The sequence below is a fragment of the Pseudoalteromonas sp. APC 3250 genome (assembly GCF_030407915.1).
Taxonomy (GTDB): domain Bacteria; phylum Pseudomonadota; class Gammaproteobacteria; order Enterobacterales; family Alteromonadaceae; genus Pseudoalteromonas; species Pseudoalteromonas tetraodonis.
Genome location: NZ_JASDCM010000014.1, coordinates 18960 through 33818 on the forward strand (window position 1 = coordinate 18960; position 14859 = coordinate 33818).

The following is a 14859-nucleotide window of genomic DNA, read 5'->3' on the forward strand; positions in this document are numbered from 1 at the left end:
AAATAGCGACCTGTTTGCTTAAAATAGTATCCTAAAATAGCTGACTTTTACTGTTTTAGGATACCTAATAGGCTCTTATCTATTGGCTAAGCCTTGTAATATGATATAAATATTTTATGCGTAGCGCGGGTTTTATAAACCTTAGCAGATAAAGCCTTTGCTGCTATTTTAAACCACACACTCTAAAAATAAGAAGCGAACAGCCATGCAAAATCATAAAAGCCAACTATTAGCCGATTTTATAGAATACCCTCAAGAGGAAATGCTGACGCGTGCGAATGAGTTTTTACAAACGAGTCAACGCCGTCATAGTATTCGTAGCTTTAGTAACCGCCCAGTGCCAAAAGAAATCATCGAAACCTGTATAAAAGCGGCAGGTACAGCGCCTAGTGGCGCAAACCACCAGCCTTGGCATTTTGTAGCCATTAATAGTGCAGATGTTAAAAAACAAATACGAGAGGCCGCTGAAAAGCTAGAGCGCTCATTTTATGAAGGTCGCGCAGGTGAAGAATGGTTAGATGCACTAAAACCCTTAGGCACCGATGCTAACAAACCCTATTTAGAGCACGCGCCATGGTTAATCGCGGTGTTTAGTCAAAAAAAGGGGGGTGTAAATATGGACGATAAAAACACGAATTACTATGTGCATGAATCGGTAGGCCTTGCCACTGGCTTTTTAATTCAAGCCTTGCACCGCGCAGGCCTTGCAACACTTACCCACACACCAAAACCGATGAGTTTTCTAACCGATATTTGTGGGCGTGATAAAGACAACGAACGCCCTTATATGTTACTTATTACTGGTTACCCAGATGAGCATGCAACAGTGCCGCTGCACGCCCTAGATAAAAAGTCGATTGATGAAATTGCAAGTTTTATTTAATCGCTTTGACTTGGCATGTAATCAACAGCAAGTACATCACCCTCTTTTAGGCCTGCTATTACGTGTTGCTGGTTATTTATAATACTGCCTAAACGCACGAAACGTTTAACCAGCGTTTCGTTTTCAAGTACATACACCATATTGAGCTGACCAAACTCATGCACCCAACGTGGATCAATTAATACACCTTGGGTACTTTTTATTGGTAACTGTAGTTGAGCATAAAGGCCTGGCATTAAACCAAGTTGCGCATCGGCTTCTAAACGAATAAGCAAGCTGCGCGCCGCGTTATCTGCCACTGGTACAATTTCGCTCACCGTTGCGGGTGTTGTTATATCTAGAGAAGGTAATACCACATTTAAACTGTCCCCTACTCTTAATTTTACTGCTTGTTGTTCACGTACATTAAATTCAAGCTGTAACTGTAATGGGTTATACAAAGTAATCAGCGGTTTACCGGGTGTTGCAGTATCGCCAGGTTCAGTTAGGCGCTCAACGACCACGCCCGAAATAGGGGCAGTAATACGCGTATAATTAAGCGATACCTGAGCTTGCGTTTGCTGTTGCTTAGCAACCGCTAAATTAGCGGTTAAGTTTTCAAACTTTGCTTTGGCGTCATCTAATTCACTAACAGATACTAATCCTTGCGCATTTAAATCAATCATTCTGGCTAGTTGCTTTTTAGCTTGCGTTAACGACGCTTGCACCGCATTAATATTTGCACTGCTTTGCGCTAATGCTGCTTTAAAATCATCTTGCTTGAGCATAATAAGTAAATCGCCCTTAGCGACTTTATCGCCAGCACGTACTTTTAACTGCTCAACCTGCGCCATAACATGCGATGAAATTTGCGTATTTTGTTTTGCTATTACACTACCTGGTACCTGCTCAGTGCCTGCAATACTTTGCAGCGTTACCGTTACTCGCTCACCTTGATAGCTCGTTATTTGTGATTCTTTTAAGCCAGCAGCTTGCTTGTCAGAAAAGCTGCCTGCCATATAAAACACAGCCATAATAATGACAAATAACGCGGCAAATGTGCCTATAAGTTTTGATTTACCCTGCATGCGCTTCATCCTCTGTGCTTGCAAACACTAAATAATAAACAAGCGGTACTACAAATAATGAAAATAATGTAGACGCCACAATGCCAAAAATAATCGCAATCGCGAGCCCGCTAAATACCGGATCGAGTGTGATCACTAAGTTACCCAACAAAGTGGTACCTGCGGTTAGGAGCACAGGGCGCATTCGCACCGTACCCGCTGCAACAAGCGCCTCTTTAATTGCCATGCCTTGGCCGCGAGCTTGATTAATAAACTCAACCAAAATAAGTGAGTTACGCACCACGATACCTGCAAGGGCAATCATGCCTATCATCGCTGTGGCAGTAAATAATACCGGCTCTGGGGCTCCAGCTATAGAGCGCTCACCAAACTGATTTAACAGCCAAAAACCTGGCATTATGCCTATCACTGTTAACGGAATAGCCGACATGATAATCAGCGATAAACTCGCCGACTGTGTTTGTACCCGTAAAATTATAAATATAGCACTGAGCGCAAACGCAAAGGCAATGCCCATATCTCTAAATACATCAATGGTTATGCGCCATTCCCCCTCGCCGCTAAAGCTGACATGGGTTCCTTGTGGTAATTGCCATGGAGCAGTTCCGCCATTATTAAAAAAGTGACGACCTACCCACGATGTTTTAACAAACTCATCGTTTGATACATTTAAATCAGCATTCACATCAGCAATCACTTCCGCTGGTGTGCGCCCATTAAGCTCAGCCATAACATAAATCACGTCACGCTGATCTTTACGAACAATCGTTTTAGCAACATGATGTTGTGTAAATTCACCGAGTTCTGAAAGCGATACTAACGGCCTTGGCGCACTGCTTAAACCAAACTCGTTACTGGTTTTAGCTAAATCTCTGTCGCCCCTAACCTGAAGTGCAAGTAATTGCGAAAGCTGATTTCGCTCGCTATAAGGTAGCTGTAATTTAATATCAACGGGCTCTGTTTCATTGCTCACATAAAGTACACCCACGTTTTCACCTTGAGAGGCAATACTGAGTGTTTGTGCAATATTTTGAGTTGAAACCGCACTGAGTGCGGCCTTGGTTTTATTGGTAACAAAACGTTGTAATGGCGAGGGTGCCACCATTGAGGTATCGACTTCAACTACATGAGGCTCTTGTTGTAAACGCGCAGCTAACCGCAAGGCAGCTTGAGAATGTGTTTGCTCATCAACAAAAGCATCTCGGTAAACCTCAGCAACTAAGGTACTCAGTACCGGCGGCCCTGGTGGTACTTCAACCACTTTTATTACAATGCCATCGGTTGCTAGCATCGCGAGCTGTTCGCGAAGGCGCATAACCACCCCATGGGATTGATGATCGCGCTCAGACTTATCCACTAACAATACCCTCAGCTCGGCGAGATTCGCTGCCTCACGGCGATAATAACCGCGCACCATACCGTTAAAGTCCATACTTGAAGGTTGGCCAACATAGGCCGCTATTTCACTTACTTCGTTTAATTGCCATGTGAGTGTTTGGATTTGTTTAGTAAATGCAGCTGTGCGCTCCAGATTAGTCCCCTCTGGCATATCTATCAGTACTTGCAGCTCATTTTTATTATCAAAAGGGAGAAGCTTTAAAGGCACCAAACGCATCACGGGTAACATGGCGCTAATAATAAATAATGCTAGGGTTAGCCACAAAACAAGTTTTGCTCGCCCCTTAGAAACCAATAATGGGCTTAATATTCTTTGATATGCACCAACTTTAGGAGCAAGCTCGGAGGGTTGTTCGTTATCAGGCTTGAGTAACTTCATCGCAAGCCAAGGGGTTACAAAAAATGCAACAATGGTAGAAACCATCACGCTAACCGGCACATTAAATGCCATAGGTGCCATGTACGGCCCCATCATTCCGGTGATAAACGCCAGTGGAATAAACGCCACCATAATAGTGAGCGTAGACATAAGTAAGGCACTTCGAATTTCGCTCATTGCGCCAACAATCTGCTGTTTTTTATCGCCTTTTTTATTCAAAAAGCGGCTAATATTATCAATACCTGTGATTGGGTCATCTACCAGTAAACCCAAAGATAAAATAAGCGCAAATAAGGTCACCCGGTTAATGGTGTAACCAAATGCAAAATCTAATGAGAGTGTAATGCCATAACAAATAGGAACCGCCAGCCCAACCACAACCGCCGGACGCCAACCTAAAAACACCCCCACAAATATCACCACAGTAAAGACCGCAAAGACTAAACTTGAAGTGAGGTTATTTACTTTTTCATCGGCAGTTTGGCCATAATCTCTTAATACCGCATAGCTCACTTCAGGGGGTAATAGCGTGCGTGTTAGCTGCGCCATCATTTGATGAACATCGTTGGCGACGGCAACAGCGTTCGTGCCGGTTTGTTTTGCAACGCTTAGTGTTACCATTGGTAAATGCTGCTGGTTTGCCGATTGAGCAAGCCATTGGTAATGCTTAGCTTCACTTGGGCCATCAATAACGTTTGCAACATCAAGCAAGTAAACACTTTTGCCATTAACAACATTCACTACCAGCTGCTCTACAGCAGATTGACTTCGTAGAACATCACCTGCTTGCAATTCAATTTGCTGCTGACCATCAACCACACTGCCTACTTGCGTTAGTTGATTAGACACGCTTAATGCATAAAAAACGTCATTTACGGTTGTTTGGTGGGCAGCCAATGCGCTGGCATTTAAATTAATGGTGAGGGTTCGTTTACGACCAGCAATGACTTTTACTTCACTGGTGTGTTCAATACGCTGTAAACTGTTGGCTATTTCGTTAGCAAAGCGGGTTAACTCGTAATCACCATAAAGTTGTGGGTCTTTACTGTATAGCCCCAGCATAACAATAGGTACATCATCCACTTCAACGGGCCGTATTTGCCAACTTTTGATAACAGAAGCCATAGTATGTTGATAACTGTTAAGTTTTGCATAGGTATCTAAAATAGCTTGTTCGCGGTCATGGCCAACCTCAAAGCGAAGTGTAACCACTGCGGCATTCGTTTGTGTAGTGGAATAAATATGTTCCACACCGCCAAGTTGGGCAAGTAGCTTTTCAAGTGGCTGGGTAACCAATCTGGCTACCTCTGGAGCTTCTACGTTGGGCGCCGATACGTATATATCGAGCATAGGCACCACTATTTGTGGTTCTTCTTCTCGCGCTGTTTGTTGTAAAGCAAATAAGCCAAACAAAATCGACAACACAAAAATAATAACCGGAATACGGCCACTTAAGCTGCTTTTTACTGCGTTATCAATCATGCTCATAACTTTTAGCCCTTGCAAAACAGTCCATATAATGTGCCTAACAAATGCACGGCATTTTGATCAATCACGCGGTAATAAATAGTTTGGCTTTCGCGGCGAGTAGCCACTACATTGGCTTTGCGCAGTGCCGCTAGGTGCTGTGATAACGCAGACTGCGCTAGCGGTACGGCTTCGTTAAGCTGCGAAACACTCATTTCGGTATCTTGTAATGAGCATAAAATCATTAGTCGATTTTTATTCGCTAATATTTTTAATAGCTGCTCAGCTTGATCCACATTAGTCGCCATCGCTGTAAAGTCAATTTTCATACTATGCTCTTATTCTAAAATATGCACTTAGTATAAATTGCTAGATAAGAAATGTCTAATATTAGAATTTACTAATTTAACAATATCTAATATAGTAGCTCTGTACTCAATCAAATAAGTGACCTACTATTATGAAACTCAATAACGCACTTCGTCTTATCGCTGGCATCATGATTGTTGTATCAATCCTTTTGCAAACGTATCACGATCCGAAGTGGATATACTTTACCGCTTTTATCGCTGTAAACTTAATCCAATCAGCTTTTACTAGCTGGTGCCCAATAATCACTCTATTACGCAAACTTGGCTTTAAGGAATAATCACCATGCTTACATCTATCCCCGATTTACTAAAAATTATTACGCCTAATCAACGTCGTATCGACGCCGAACAAGCTAAACAAGAGATCAGTGAAAACAAAGGATTACTCATTGATGTGCGTGAACCGGCTGAACATGCAACCAAAGCCGCTACCGGCGCAATTAATATTCCGCGCGGCTTACTTGAAATGAAGTTAATGGAAATAGAAAAAGACGCAGCACGCCCTATTTACTTACATTGCGCTAGTGGTGCGCGTGCAACATTAAGCGCTGAAGCACTGACACGCGTAGGTTATGAAAACGTCACAGTTATTACCTGTAAAGCAGAAGCTGTTTGTCAGGCATTTTAAAGGCCAAAAATTAAATCACTCGGCGATCAACCGATCGCCGAAAATTAATGTATACCTGCGCCTTACTTCCTCTCATCCAACAAGTTGACTAACATTTGCTCGATATTTTTTACGCTGTAGGTAAGCGAGCGGATGAGCTCTACTTGGCTTTGTGGTTCATCGTTATTAGATTGGGCTTGCTGATCTGCAGTGAGGTTATCTTTTTGAGTTAAAATGGCTTCACGAAATTCACTGGCATTAACTACCCCAAGTAACGATACTAATGCACCGTGACCAGACTGCCCTGCAGTTTCAAAGCTTAAGCGGTATAAACCAAATAGTCGCATTAATGGCCCCTGACTTAATCCCACATCAGTGATTTTTTCAAGCGGAATCGATTTTTCTTCTTTAAACAAAATACCACGTTTAACCACTAGCTTGCGCTCTAGTAAATCGGCCGACATAGCTGCTAATACTCGCCCTGCGACTAGCCACACCAAAAGCAATACAACGGGTAAAAGCACAATAGTTACAACTGGAAAAAGGCTAAATATTGCAGCTAAACACATCCAGTACTGTTTGACTTTGTGATCAAAAGTGGCACTTTTTAAAATTATATTAGACATCGTTTTATCACTTTTAAATTATAGTTTTTTTAAGTTACATTAATTACCAACTGTACGCAATTCAATCACTTTGATAGTTAAAATCCAATTACCACTTTGATCGCAAGCGCAATAAATACCATACCTAATAGTCTATCTAACCACACATTTTGCTTGGTAAAGCCAAAGCGCTTTTTAGACACATCAGTGAGTAAAGCCACCAATAAATACCACCCAGTATCTATTACAAAAACGGTTAAGCACATAATAATACCGATGTTTAATGTAAGGTTTTCTGGATCGATAAACTGCGAAAATAGCGCCAAAAAGAAAATTGCCAACTTAGGGTTTAAAAATGCAATCGCAAAACCATCTTGTAACGCCTTAGAACTGCTCACTGCACTTTTTTGAACTTGCAGCTCGCTGTCGTTAGGTTTTGAAAATAGTATTTTCAAACCTAAATACACTAAATAGGCTGCCCCTAAGTACACTAAAAATTGATACACAGTAGGAAACTGCAACATTAATGCGTCTAATCCCAATAATGAGGCCGCTGCATATAAACCAACCCCAAAACCATGGCTTAACGCTGCCAGCATGCCATTTTTCATCCCGCCATTTAAGCTATGCTTTAATACCACAGCTAAACTAGGCCCTGGCGACATTGCGCCCATCATGCATACCAGTGCTAAGCTAAACCATAATGATAATGCCATTAGTAACCCTTATATTTCTTCATTTTCAATAAGTAATGCATAACCATGCACTTGCCCATAAAAGCCTGTCAATGGCACTGCGTTTATTACTTTCCAGCCGTCTTGGTTTAATTCCTGTATGCGATCATTTAGTGCGACTATATCTACCCCACCCAAAAAACGGGCCTTTCTGAATTCGATTACTTTTTGCATTTTAATCCTTGTTGAACTTATAACATGTATTCAAAATCGTAATGGTGAATCCCTTGCTCAATCCGTATTTTCATACTGCCTGTTAATCCTGCGAGCTCATCAGTGCCTGAGTCGGGTACCACTTTTAAAATCAAGCTATCTTGGCCTTTATCCATGGTGCCAAAATGCTGCAGTACAAAACCACCTTGCAAACCATCAAGTTCGCCTATTACTTGTTCAATAGCCACATAACCGGCACTGCCTTGGGTGGGGGTCATGGCGCTGAGCATTTCACCTTGGCTAGTTGCGGTTAGGCCACCAGTAAATTGTTTATCAATCGACATACGACCTAAATTAACGCCTTGCTGCCCGTGTGCATACCCCTCTATAGGCGCTAATGAAACGGTAAACTCGCCTGTTACCTGTTTAGTTGTCATAATTTTTCCTTATTGATGATTTTTAATACTATTGATTTTTAATCTATTGATGCCATATCTATACCTTAATCATCAATAAGAATCTACTATGCCTACAGACAAGCCTGCTTCAGATAAAGCCGCCTTTAGCGCTTTATTCCCTATATTCAATTTTATTAAGCCTTATAAATGGGTAGTTTTAGGGGCTTTAGTGGCGTTACTTGCCACCGCAGGAGTTAACTTATCGCTAGGGCAAGGCGTTAAATTTGTGATTGATCATGGCTTTATTGCCGGCTCGCAAGCGCAATTACAACAAGCTGTGTTGGTATTAATTGGTTTGATCAGTTTATTGGCAGTGGGTACATTCAGCCGATTTTATTTAATGTCGTGGATTGGCGAACGAGTCAGTAACGACATTCGAAAAGCCGTGTTTAATCGTATTGTTACCTTGCACCCGAGTTACTTTGAAGAAAATCGTAGCGGCGAGCTGATGTCGCGTTTAACCACCGACACCACATTATTACAATCTATTATTGGCTCGTCATTTTCTATGGCACTGCGAAGCTCGCTAATGTTAGTCGGTGGTTTAATTATGCTGCTTGTTACTAATTTAAAGCTTACCTTGGTCGTTGTGGCCTGCGTCCCTTTAGTACTGGTGCCTATGATAGTGTTTGGTAAAAAGGTGCGCAAACTCGCCAGTTCTAGCCAAGATGCTATTGCCGATATAAGCACCTACGCGGGTGAGATCATTCAAAACATAAAAGTGGTACAAAGTTATAGCCACGAACAACAAGAACAATCTGCTTTTGCGCTTGAAACCGAAAAGGCCTTTAATGTGGCTAAAAGCCGAATTAAACAACGTTCGTTTTTAATTGCAGCTGTTATTTTTCTTACCTTTAGTGCTATTAGTGCCATGCTCTGGGTAGGCGGTAGTGATGTGTTAGCAGGCACTATGACGGGCGGTGAACTCGGTGCTTTTGTGTTTTATGCCATTATGGTGGCCATGTCGGTAGCGACCGTTGCAGAAGTTTACGGTGAACTACAACGCGCAGCAGGAGCAGCAGCAAGGTTACTCGAGCTACTTGCGGTTGAAAGTAAAATACAAAACCCCGAAATTCCACAAGATGATGAGTTACATGCAACAACCAGCAACAGTGCAATTTCACTTGAAGGTATTAGTTTTAATTACCCTTCTCGCCCAGATGTAAGCGCATTAAATAATATCAGCTTAAATATTGAAACAGGTAAAACTGTGGCTATTGTTGGCCCTTCCGGTGCGGGTAAAACTACCTTATTTGAACTATTGCAGCGCTTTTACGATCCAGCCAGCGGAGCGATTAAGTTTCATAATATAGATATTAAAGAGTTGTCGTTAAACACCTTACGCAACAAAATGGGCATGGTGGCACAAAACCCAATTTTATTTAGCTCTGATGTCATGCATAACATTCGCTATGGCAACCCAAGCGCCAGTGACGAGCAAGTTTATGCGGCCGCCAAACATGCACATGCTGATGAATTTATAAAACAGTTACCACAAGGCTATAACAGCTTTTTAGGTGAGCAAGGTGTTAGGCTTTCGGGTGGGCAAAAGCAGCGTATTGTACTTGCCCGCGCCATTTTAAAAGATCCCGAAATACTGCTACTCGATGAAGCTACCAGCGCACTTGATGCGCAAAGTGAGCATCATGTTCAGGCCGCACTTGAGCACTTAATGCAAAATAGAACAACGCTGATTATTGCCCATAGACTAGCCACGGTAAAACACGCCGATATGATTGTGGTAATGGAAAATGGCGAAATAAAAGCCACAGGCACTCATCAGCAATTAATGGCAAGTAACCCTTTGTATCAAAAGCTATGTGAATTACAGTTTAATCTAGATTGATTGCAATTTAGTAGTTACTTTTTATGAAGCCATTTATTCATTGCGGTATCGTAAGCCTTTGTTAGCTTGGTTTTATCGCACTTTACACCAACGATATAACTCTCTGGCAAGTCCTTTTTGGGCATAACCCCAGCACCAATAGATACCTTTTTAAAACAGCTATCACCTCGTCGGTAAGTGGTAAATTGCATATTTTGCTGCTCTATTTTTAATAGCGGCTTCACCTTCCCTGCATGCTCTTTTGGGACGGTAATGCGCTTTTTCTGAGGGTCATTCTTTGCAGTATCAGAATAGCCAGTTTGTTGCTTTAAAATACTGTTGAGTCCTTTGTTTAAATCGATCTTTTTGTAAGGCTTTAAAATTACAGGCTGAGTATTTTTCGTGATGGTATTTAGCGGCTTAGTCGTTTTCTCTGTTTTTTTATAATTAATATTTAGTGGTTTTGATTGGGTTGCATTAATAGGCTCAATAGATTTAATTTCTGTATTTTTATTTGTATGAGCGCGTTGTTGAGGGACTTGTTGTGTTGCTTTAATTTTAGCTGGCACACTTACCATATAAGCTTTAATGGGGATTGATTGCGGTGGTTTTATGTCAGGTGCTTTTAATGTAGCAGCAAAAAGCAAAACTAATCCGTGTAAACATATTGATAAAATAATTGCCGTGCGCCACGCTGCCATAAATATGTCCTTATCGAAGAACTATTTGTGACAGCTAACGCAGGCAAAAGTGCCATTAAAATATACAAAATCACGCATTTGCGCGGTTTTAGCTATTAACCTTGTGTATTAGGCACTATTTGAATTTCGACGCGGCGGTTTTGCGCGCGACCATTCGCGGTATCGTTAGTGGCAATTGGGCGTGATTCACCATAGCCACTCGTGCTTACTCGTGCCGCCATAATTTGCTGGTTCACTAAGTAGTTTTTTACACTTTGTGCACGCTGCTCTGAAAGAGTCATGTTGTAACTGTCTTTGCCCGTGCTGTCGGTGTGACCTTCAACACTTAAGTAGGTTTTTTCGTATTTATTCATTACACTTGCTATCGCATTTAGAGTGTCATGAAAGCCCGATGAAATATAAGATTGATCAGTCGCAAACGTAATATTAGAGGGCATCACTAAGCGTAAGTTATCGCCTTCACGAACCACTTCAACTCCCGAACCCGCTAACTCATCACGAAAAGCAGCTTCTTGTTTATCCATGTAATCACCTACAGCAGCACCCGCTAGCGCACCAATAGCTGCACCAATAAAAATACGCTTATCTTTATGATTACCTGTAGCTTTACCTAAAATACCACCCGCGGCTGCACCAATAGCGGCACCTTTACCTGTGTTATTCATTTCACAGCCAGAAAGTAATACAGCAACGACAGTGACACTTAAAAGTGATTTAGTTAACATCATGGTAATTTCCTATTCATTTAGAATTTATTATTGCGATTATGCAAATATATGTATGAACCAACAATGAAGAATAACGTATAAGCGTTGATATTGCCTATCAAATAAGGAAGTAGTGATAGCGTTTCATAATAATGTCATACTTGTTTGTGACAATTTTATGATTTATCAAAAGGCGATGGACACTATGTTAATTGCGATTTTTAGGCAGTTTTTTTTGCTTGGCTGCATGAGCTTTGGCGGCCCTGCCGCGCATTTAGGTTACTTTAAGCACCACTTTGTTGATTCGCTTCGCTGGTTAAGTACAGCGCGTTACGCGCAGCTAATTAGCTTAAGTCAAGCTCTGCCAGGCCCTGGTTCAAGTCAGGTTAGCTTTGCTATTGGCGTAGAACGTGCGGGTGTACTCGGTGGTATCGCTGCGTTTATAGGCTTTACCCTGCCTTCGTTTTTGATCATGGTGCTAATTGCAATAAGTGCACATCAGTTTGATGCTGTTTATTTTGCTATTATTGCAGGTTTGAAACTATTTGCCGTGGTTATTGTTGCTGATGCGACCCTTAGTATGGCGAAGAGCTTTTGCACCAGTGCGGTACTTAAACTTCTGGCAATAATGAGTACTTTAGCACTGATTTTATTTCCTATGTTGGGCACTCAAATCGCCATTTTAGTAACCGCTGCCATTATCGGTGCTTTATGGCCTTTACTTAACTTAGCTAAATCTACAGAAAATGTTAGCAGAGAAAAAACCAACATCAATTGGATTGCTCTTGGCTTATTTGCACTACTACTTGCCATCAGCTTTATCCCACTTGGCGAAAACGCTGCGTTATTCGCGCCTTTTTACCAAGCAGGTGCCATGGTATTTGGTGGTGGGCACGTTGTATTACCTGTTTTGCAAGCGGGAGTTCCAACGCTGAGTAATGATCAATTCTTAACAGCGTACGCCAGTGCCCAAGCCGTTCCTGGCCCAATGTTTACTATAGCCACCTACTTGGGGGCACAATTGAACTCTGCACAACCATTAGTGGGTGCGCTAATCGCAACATTATTGATATTTTCACCCGGTTTTTTACTGATGCTGGCGTTTCAAAAAAGCTGGATAAACTTGGCCAGTAATCCTCGCTTTACCAGCTCAATTGCAGCGCTTAATGCTGCTGTAGTTGGCTTTTTGGCAGCTGCATTATATTCGCCCATTTGGACTTCTGCCGTAAGCAATATTTGGCAAATTGCATTAGTGATTGCTGCGTTTGCATGGTTACGTATTAAAAAGCCACCTATTTGGTGGCTATTGTTATTGTTTATTGGTGTTGGCCTTGGACAGCATTATTGGGCACTTTAATGCTGGGTTTACCTGCCATATTGGCTCCGTCAGCTGGGCTTAATTGCCCACTGACACTTTGATAAGCGCGCAGCCCAAACACAGGTAATACGGCCAGTAAATGGTCCATAATTTCAGCTTGTAAGTGCTCGTACGATATCCAACGTTTGTCTTCACTGAAGCAGTAAAACTCAATCGGTAAGCCATGATTAAGCGGTTGTAGTTCACGCACCATAAGTGTGAGCGAGGTATTGATTTTACTGTGTTGTTTTAAGTAACCCTCTGCATAGCGACGAAATAGCCCTAAGTTCGACACCGGATCGGGAAGTGTGCCTAGTCGAATATATTCTTGCAGTGGTATAGCCGCTTCTATTTGCGCTTTAAAATCGTCATCAACTAAAAAGATGCTGTTCATATCAATGTTTAAAGAACGCTTGATGCGTCGCCCACCAGATTCTTGCATACCGCGCCAATTTTTAAATGAACCGGCCACCAGCATATAAGTAGGGATGGTCGTTATGGTGTTATCCCAGTTACGCACTTTTACAGTATTAAGTCCTAAATCAATTACTTCGCCATCGGCGCCGTAGTTATCTACTTGGATCCAATCTCCATAGGTCACCAAACGATTAGCGGCAATTTGAATGCTGGCGACAAAACCTAATATGGTGTCTTTAAATACTAATAAAGTAACAGCGGCAATAGCACCAAAACCAGAGAGAATATAAGTCGGCGATTTTTCAAGCACAATACTAACAATTAATATTGAACACACAATAAAGGTGATCAGCTTAACCACTTGAATTAAGCCTTGAATAGGTACTTCGCGAGCAAAATCTAATTGGTTATAAATAGCGCCAGCAATGCTCACTATGCTGCTAATAATAAAACCTATATAAATAATTAATAATGCTTGGCCAATGGTTTTAAGGATCTCTTGAGCAATTGCATTAACCGGATAAACACTATCAAATGTGGCTAAAAAAAGTACACAACATAACAAGCAAGCAATTCGTTTATTCAGCTTAGTTAACATAGGTGACAATGAACCAATACGCTCAGGAGAGAGTTTAGTCACCACCTTTTGAATACCCGGTAACATCAAGCGACGAGTAAATAAGTAAACAAATAATAATGAAAGAATGCCAATTGATGAGGCGGTGATTGCGCTGAGAAAAAAAGCATCGGGGACTTTTTCAAACCAAGGAGTAATTAGCTCCTGTAGGTGTGTTTTGCTCATGGTATTTCAATTTCCTTACTGGGTGTTAATTCAGTACTAGCTTGTTGAATATGAATAGCGCTTAATTGCTTATCTTTTACTGTCCATAAGTTATTTAAGTATTGCTGAAACTGGGCCCTGAATGCCTTATCGGTTTGGTAACTGCCAATCATCTGTGTATTTATTGGCATAACCTCAATAGTAATATGAATAGACTCCAACTCGCCTTTTAAAATATTACGACACACATGATCTGACTGACCGCTATACACTAAACTGGTGTTAAGCATAGCGTCAAACTGCTCGTTTAAAACCTCTAAGGCAAAAGCAGTTCCACCAGCCTTAGGTTTTAATAAATGCTGAAAAGGACTTTGTTGATGCTGGTGCTTTTGCGCAGTAAAACGCGTACCTTCTACAAAGTTAACTATGGTTGTAGGATGATGACGAAAGTTACGGCAACTGCGCTTAGTACGCTCGACATCTAAGCCTTTTAAATTCGGATTTTTAGCCAATTGCGCTTTGGTCACTCGTTTCATAAAGGGCATACCCATCGCCCACGCACCAGTGCCAATAAATGGCACGTATTTAAGCTCATCTTTTAAAAAAAACTTAGGGGCTGGCAATGCATCCAACGAGCTCAATACCGCAATATCAAGCCAGCTAATATGATTACTGATTAGCAAATACCAACTGTTGGCGTTTACCTCCCCACTAATATTAACTTTAATATTATTACAGCCTAACCACAGCCCTAAGCGGTTACCTTTGCACCACCCTTTATACGCACTGTGTAATAATTTACTCACTACAGGTATGGGCAGCACTAATTTAACTAACCCTAGGGTAAGCACTAATGCGCCAAATATTATTAAATTAGCAAATAAAACACAGCCAACAATTAAGCCATTTAACCAATTAGGTAACCATTTTTTTAGCATAACTGTCAGCT

The 14859-nt window shown here is 41.5% G+C and carries 16 protein-coding genes; 5 read left to right on the top strand and 11 right to left on the bottom strand.

Going from position 1 to position 14859, the window contains the following annotated elements; translation table 11 throughout:
- Positions 1 to 205: 205 nt before the first annotated feature.
- Positions 206 to 883: a nitroreductase family protein gene (locus tag QL986_RS13840; RefSeq protein ID WP_290191650.1), complete on the top strand. Its 678-nt coding sequence runs from the start codon at positions 206 to 208 to the stop codon at positions 881 to 883.
- Here the strand turns inward: QL986_RS13840 and QL986_RS13845 are convergent.
- Genes QL986_RS13845 through QL986_RS13855 form a run of 3 tightly spaced genes read right to left on the bottom strand, consistent with a single transcriptional unit; the run spans position 880 to position 5523 of the window.
- Positions 880 to 1950 (bottom strand): efflux RND transporter periplasmic adaptor subunit, encoded by a 1071-nt coding sequence (locus QL986_RS13845; RefSeq protein ID WP_033102759.1) that lies wholly within the window; start codon positions 1948 to 1950, stop codon positions 880 to 882. The genes QL986_RS13840 and QL986_RS13845 overlap by 4 nt on opposite strands.
- Complete coding sequence (locus tag QL986_RS13850) at positions 1940 to 5215, bottom strand: efflux RND transporter permease subunit (RefSeq protein WP_290191651.1); 3276 nt, start codon at positions 5213 to 5215, stop codon at positions 1940 to 1942. Before QL986_RS13850 ends, QL986_RS13845 begins: the two co-directional genes overlap by 11 nt.
- Before the next feature lie 5 nt (positions 5216 to 5220).
- Positions 5221 to 5523 (bottom strand): metalloregulator ArsR/SmtB family transcription factor, encoded by a 303-nt coding sequence (locus QL986_RS13855; RefSeq protein ID WP_008467273.1) that lies wholly within the window; start codon positions 5521 to 5523, stop codon positions 5221 to 5223.
- A gap of 131 nt (positions 5524 to 5654) precedes the next feature.
- Here QL986_RS13855 and QL986_RS13860 point away from each other — a divergent pair, with 131 nt between their 5' ends.
- Complete coding sequence (locus QL986_RS13860; RefSeq protein WP_290191652.1) at positions 5655 to 5843, top strand: DUF2892 domain-containing protein; 189 nt, start codon at positions 5655 to 5657, stop codon at positions 5841 to 5843.
- A gap of 5 nt (positions 5844 to 5848) precedes the next feature.
- Positions 5849 to 6193, top strand: coding sequence for a rhodanese-like domain-containing protein (locus QL986_RS13865; protein WP_008467278.1), 345 nt, complete (start codon positions 5849 to 5851; stop codon positions 6191 to 6193).
- 62 nt (positions 6194 to 6255) lie between these two features.
- Here QL986_RS13865 and QL986_RS13870 read toward each other — a convergent pair whose 3' ends face one another.
- The 4 genes from QL986_RS13870 to QL986_RS13885 all read right to left on the bottom strand — a co-directional run bounded on the left by QL986_RS13870 (position 6256) and on the right by QL986_RS13885 (position 8101).
- Positions 6256 to 6798, bottom strand: coding sequence for a PH domain-containing protein (locus tag QL986_RS13870; protein ID WP_290191653.1), 543 nt, complete (start codon positions 6796 to 6798; stop codon positions 6256 to 6258).
- A 77-nt stretch (positions 6799 to 6875) separates the two neighbouring features.
- Positions 6876 to 7493: a LysE family translocator gene (locus tag QL986_RS13875; RefSeq protein ID WP_024602201.1), complete on the bottom strand. Its 618-nt coding sequence runs from the start codon at positions 7491 to 7493 to the stop codon at positions 6876 to 6878.
- A gap of 9 nt (positions 7494 to 7502) precedes the next feature.
- Complete coding sequence (locus QL986_RS13880) at positions 7503 to 7685, bottom strand: hypothetical protein (RefSeq protein WP_008109493.1); 183 nt, start codon at positions 7683 to 7685, stop codon at positions 7503 to 7505.
- Positions 7686 to 7702: 17 nt separating this feature from the next.
- On the bottom strand, positions 7703 to 8101 hold the full coding sequence (locus QL986_RS13885) for a DUF3224 domain-containing protein (RefSeq protein WP_013466088.1): 399 nt from the start codon (positions 8099 to 8101) through the stop codon (positions 7703 to 7705).
- Between the two features lie 88 nt (positions 8102 to 8189).
- Between QL986_RS13885 and QL986_RS13890 the strand changes: the two genes are divergently transcribed.
- A complete protein-coding gene (locus QL986_RS13890) occupies positions 8190 to 9968 on the top strand; it encodes an ABC transporter transmembrane domain-containing protein (protein WP_024602200.1) in 1779 nt (592 codons plus the stop codon).
- Between the two features lie 14 nt (positions 9969 to 9982).
- Here QL986_RS13890 and QL986_RS13895 read toward each other — a convergent pair whose 3' ends face one another.
- The gene (locus QL986_RS13895; RefSeq protein WP_024602199.1) at positions 9983 to 10648 is read right to left on the bottom strand and encodes a hypothetical protein; all 666 of its coding nucleotides are present in this window, start codon (positions 10646 to 10648) and stop codon (positions 9983 to 9985) included.
- A 95-nt stretch (positions 10649 to 10743) separates the two neighbouring features.
- Positions 10744 to 11376, bottom strand: a complete 633-nt coding sequence (locus QL986_RS13900; RefSeq protein WP_016899327.1) for an OmpA family protein — start codon at positions 11374 to 11376, stop codon at positions 10744 to 10746.
- A gap of 184 nt (positions 11377 to 11560) precedes the next feature.
- Here QL986_RS13900 and chrA point away from each other — a divergent pair, with 184 nt between their 5' ends.
- Entirely contained in the window at positions 11561 to 12712 is a 1152-nt protein-coding gene (gene chrA, locus QL986_RS13905) for a chromate efflux transporter (RefSeq protein WP_290191654.1), read from the top strand.
- Here chrA and QL986_RS13910 read toward each other — a convergent pair.
- Complete coding sequence (locus QL986_RS13910) at positions 12672 to 13931, bottom strand: mechanosensitive ion channel family protein (RefSeq protein ID WP_016899329.1); 1260 nt, start codon at positions 13929 to 13931, stop codon at positions 12672 to 12674. The genes chrA and QL986_RS13910 overlap by 41 nt on opposite strands.
- The gene (locus QL986_RS13915; protein WP_013466094.1) at positions 13928 to 14848 is read right to left on the bottom strand and encodes an acetyltransferase; all 921 of its coding nucleotides are present in this window, start codon (positions 14846 to 14848) and stop codon (positions 13928 to 13930) included. Before QL986_RS13915 ends, QL986_RS13910 begins: the two co-directional genes overlap by 4 nt.
- Between the last annotated feature and the right edge of the window lie 11 nt (positions 14849 to 14859).

Coding starts and splice junctions, on each gene's coding strand:
- QL986_RS13860 (WP_290191652.1), top strand. CDS start 5,655: ATGAAACTCAATAACGCACTTCGTCTTATCGCTGGCATCATGATTGTT.
- QL986_RS13880 (WP_008109493.1), bottom strand. CDS start 7,685: ATGCAAAAAGTAATCGAATTCAGAAAGGCCCGTTTTTTGGGTGGGGTA.
- chrA (WP_290191654.1), top strand. CDS start 11,561: ATGTTAATTGCGATTTTTAGGCAGTTTTTTTTGCTTGGCTGCATGAGC.
- QL986_RS13870 (WP_290191653.1), bottom strand. CDS start 6,798: ATGTCTAATATAATTTTAAAAAGTGCCACTTTTGATCACAAAGTCAAA.
- QL986_RS13885 (WP_013466088.1), bottom strand. CDS start 8,101: ATGACAACTAAACAGGTAACAGGCGAGTTTACCGTTTCATTAGCGCCT.
- QL986_RS13850 (WP_290191651.1), bottom strand. CDS start 5,215: ATGAGCATGATTGATAACGCAGTAAAAAGCAGCTTAAGTGGCCGTATT.
- QL986_RS13840 (WP_290191650.1), top strand. CDS start 206: ATGCAAAATCATAAAAGCCAACTATTAGCCGATTTTATAGAATACCCT.
- QL986_RS13900 (WP_016899327.1), bottom strand. CDS start 11,376: ATGATGTTAACTAAATCACTTTTAAGTGTCACTGTCGTTGCTGTATTA.
- QL986_RS13915 (WP_013466094.1), bottom strand. CDS start 14,848: ATGCTAAAAAAATGGTTACCTAATTGGTTAAATGGCTTAATTGTTGGC.
- QL986_RS13875 (WP_024602201.1), bottom strand. CDS start 7,493: ATGGCATTATCATTATGGTTTAGCTTAGCACTGGTATGCATGATGGGC.
- QL986_RS13910 (WP_016899329.1), bottom strand. CDS start 13,931: ATGAGCAAAACACACCTACAGGAGCTAATTACTCCTTGGTTTGAAAAA.
- QL986_RS13890 (WP_024602200.1), top strand. CDS start 8,190: ATGCCTACAGACAAGCCTGCTTCAGATAAAGCCGCCTTTAGCGCTTTA.
- QL986_RS13865 (WP_008467278.1), top strand. CDS start 5,849: ATGCTTACATCTATCCCCGATTTACTAAAAATTATTACGCCTAATCAA.
- QL986_RS13845 (WP_033102759.1), bottom strand. CDS start 1,950: ATGCAGGGTAAATCAAAACTTATAGGCACATTTGCCGCGTTATTTGTC.
- QL986_RS13855 (WP_008467273.1), bottom strand. CDS start 5,523: ATGAAAATTGACTTTACAGCGATGGCGACTAATGTGGATCAAGCTGAG.
- QL986_RS13895 (WP_024602199.1), bottom strand. CDS start 10,648: ATGGCAGCGTGGCGCACGGCAATTATTTTATCAATATGTTTACACGGA.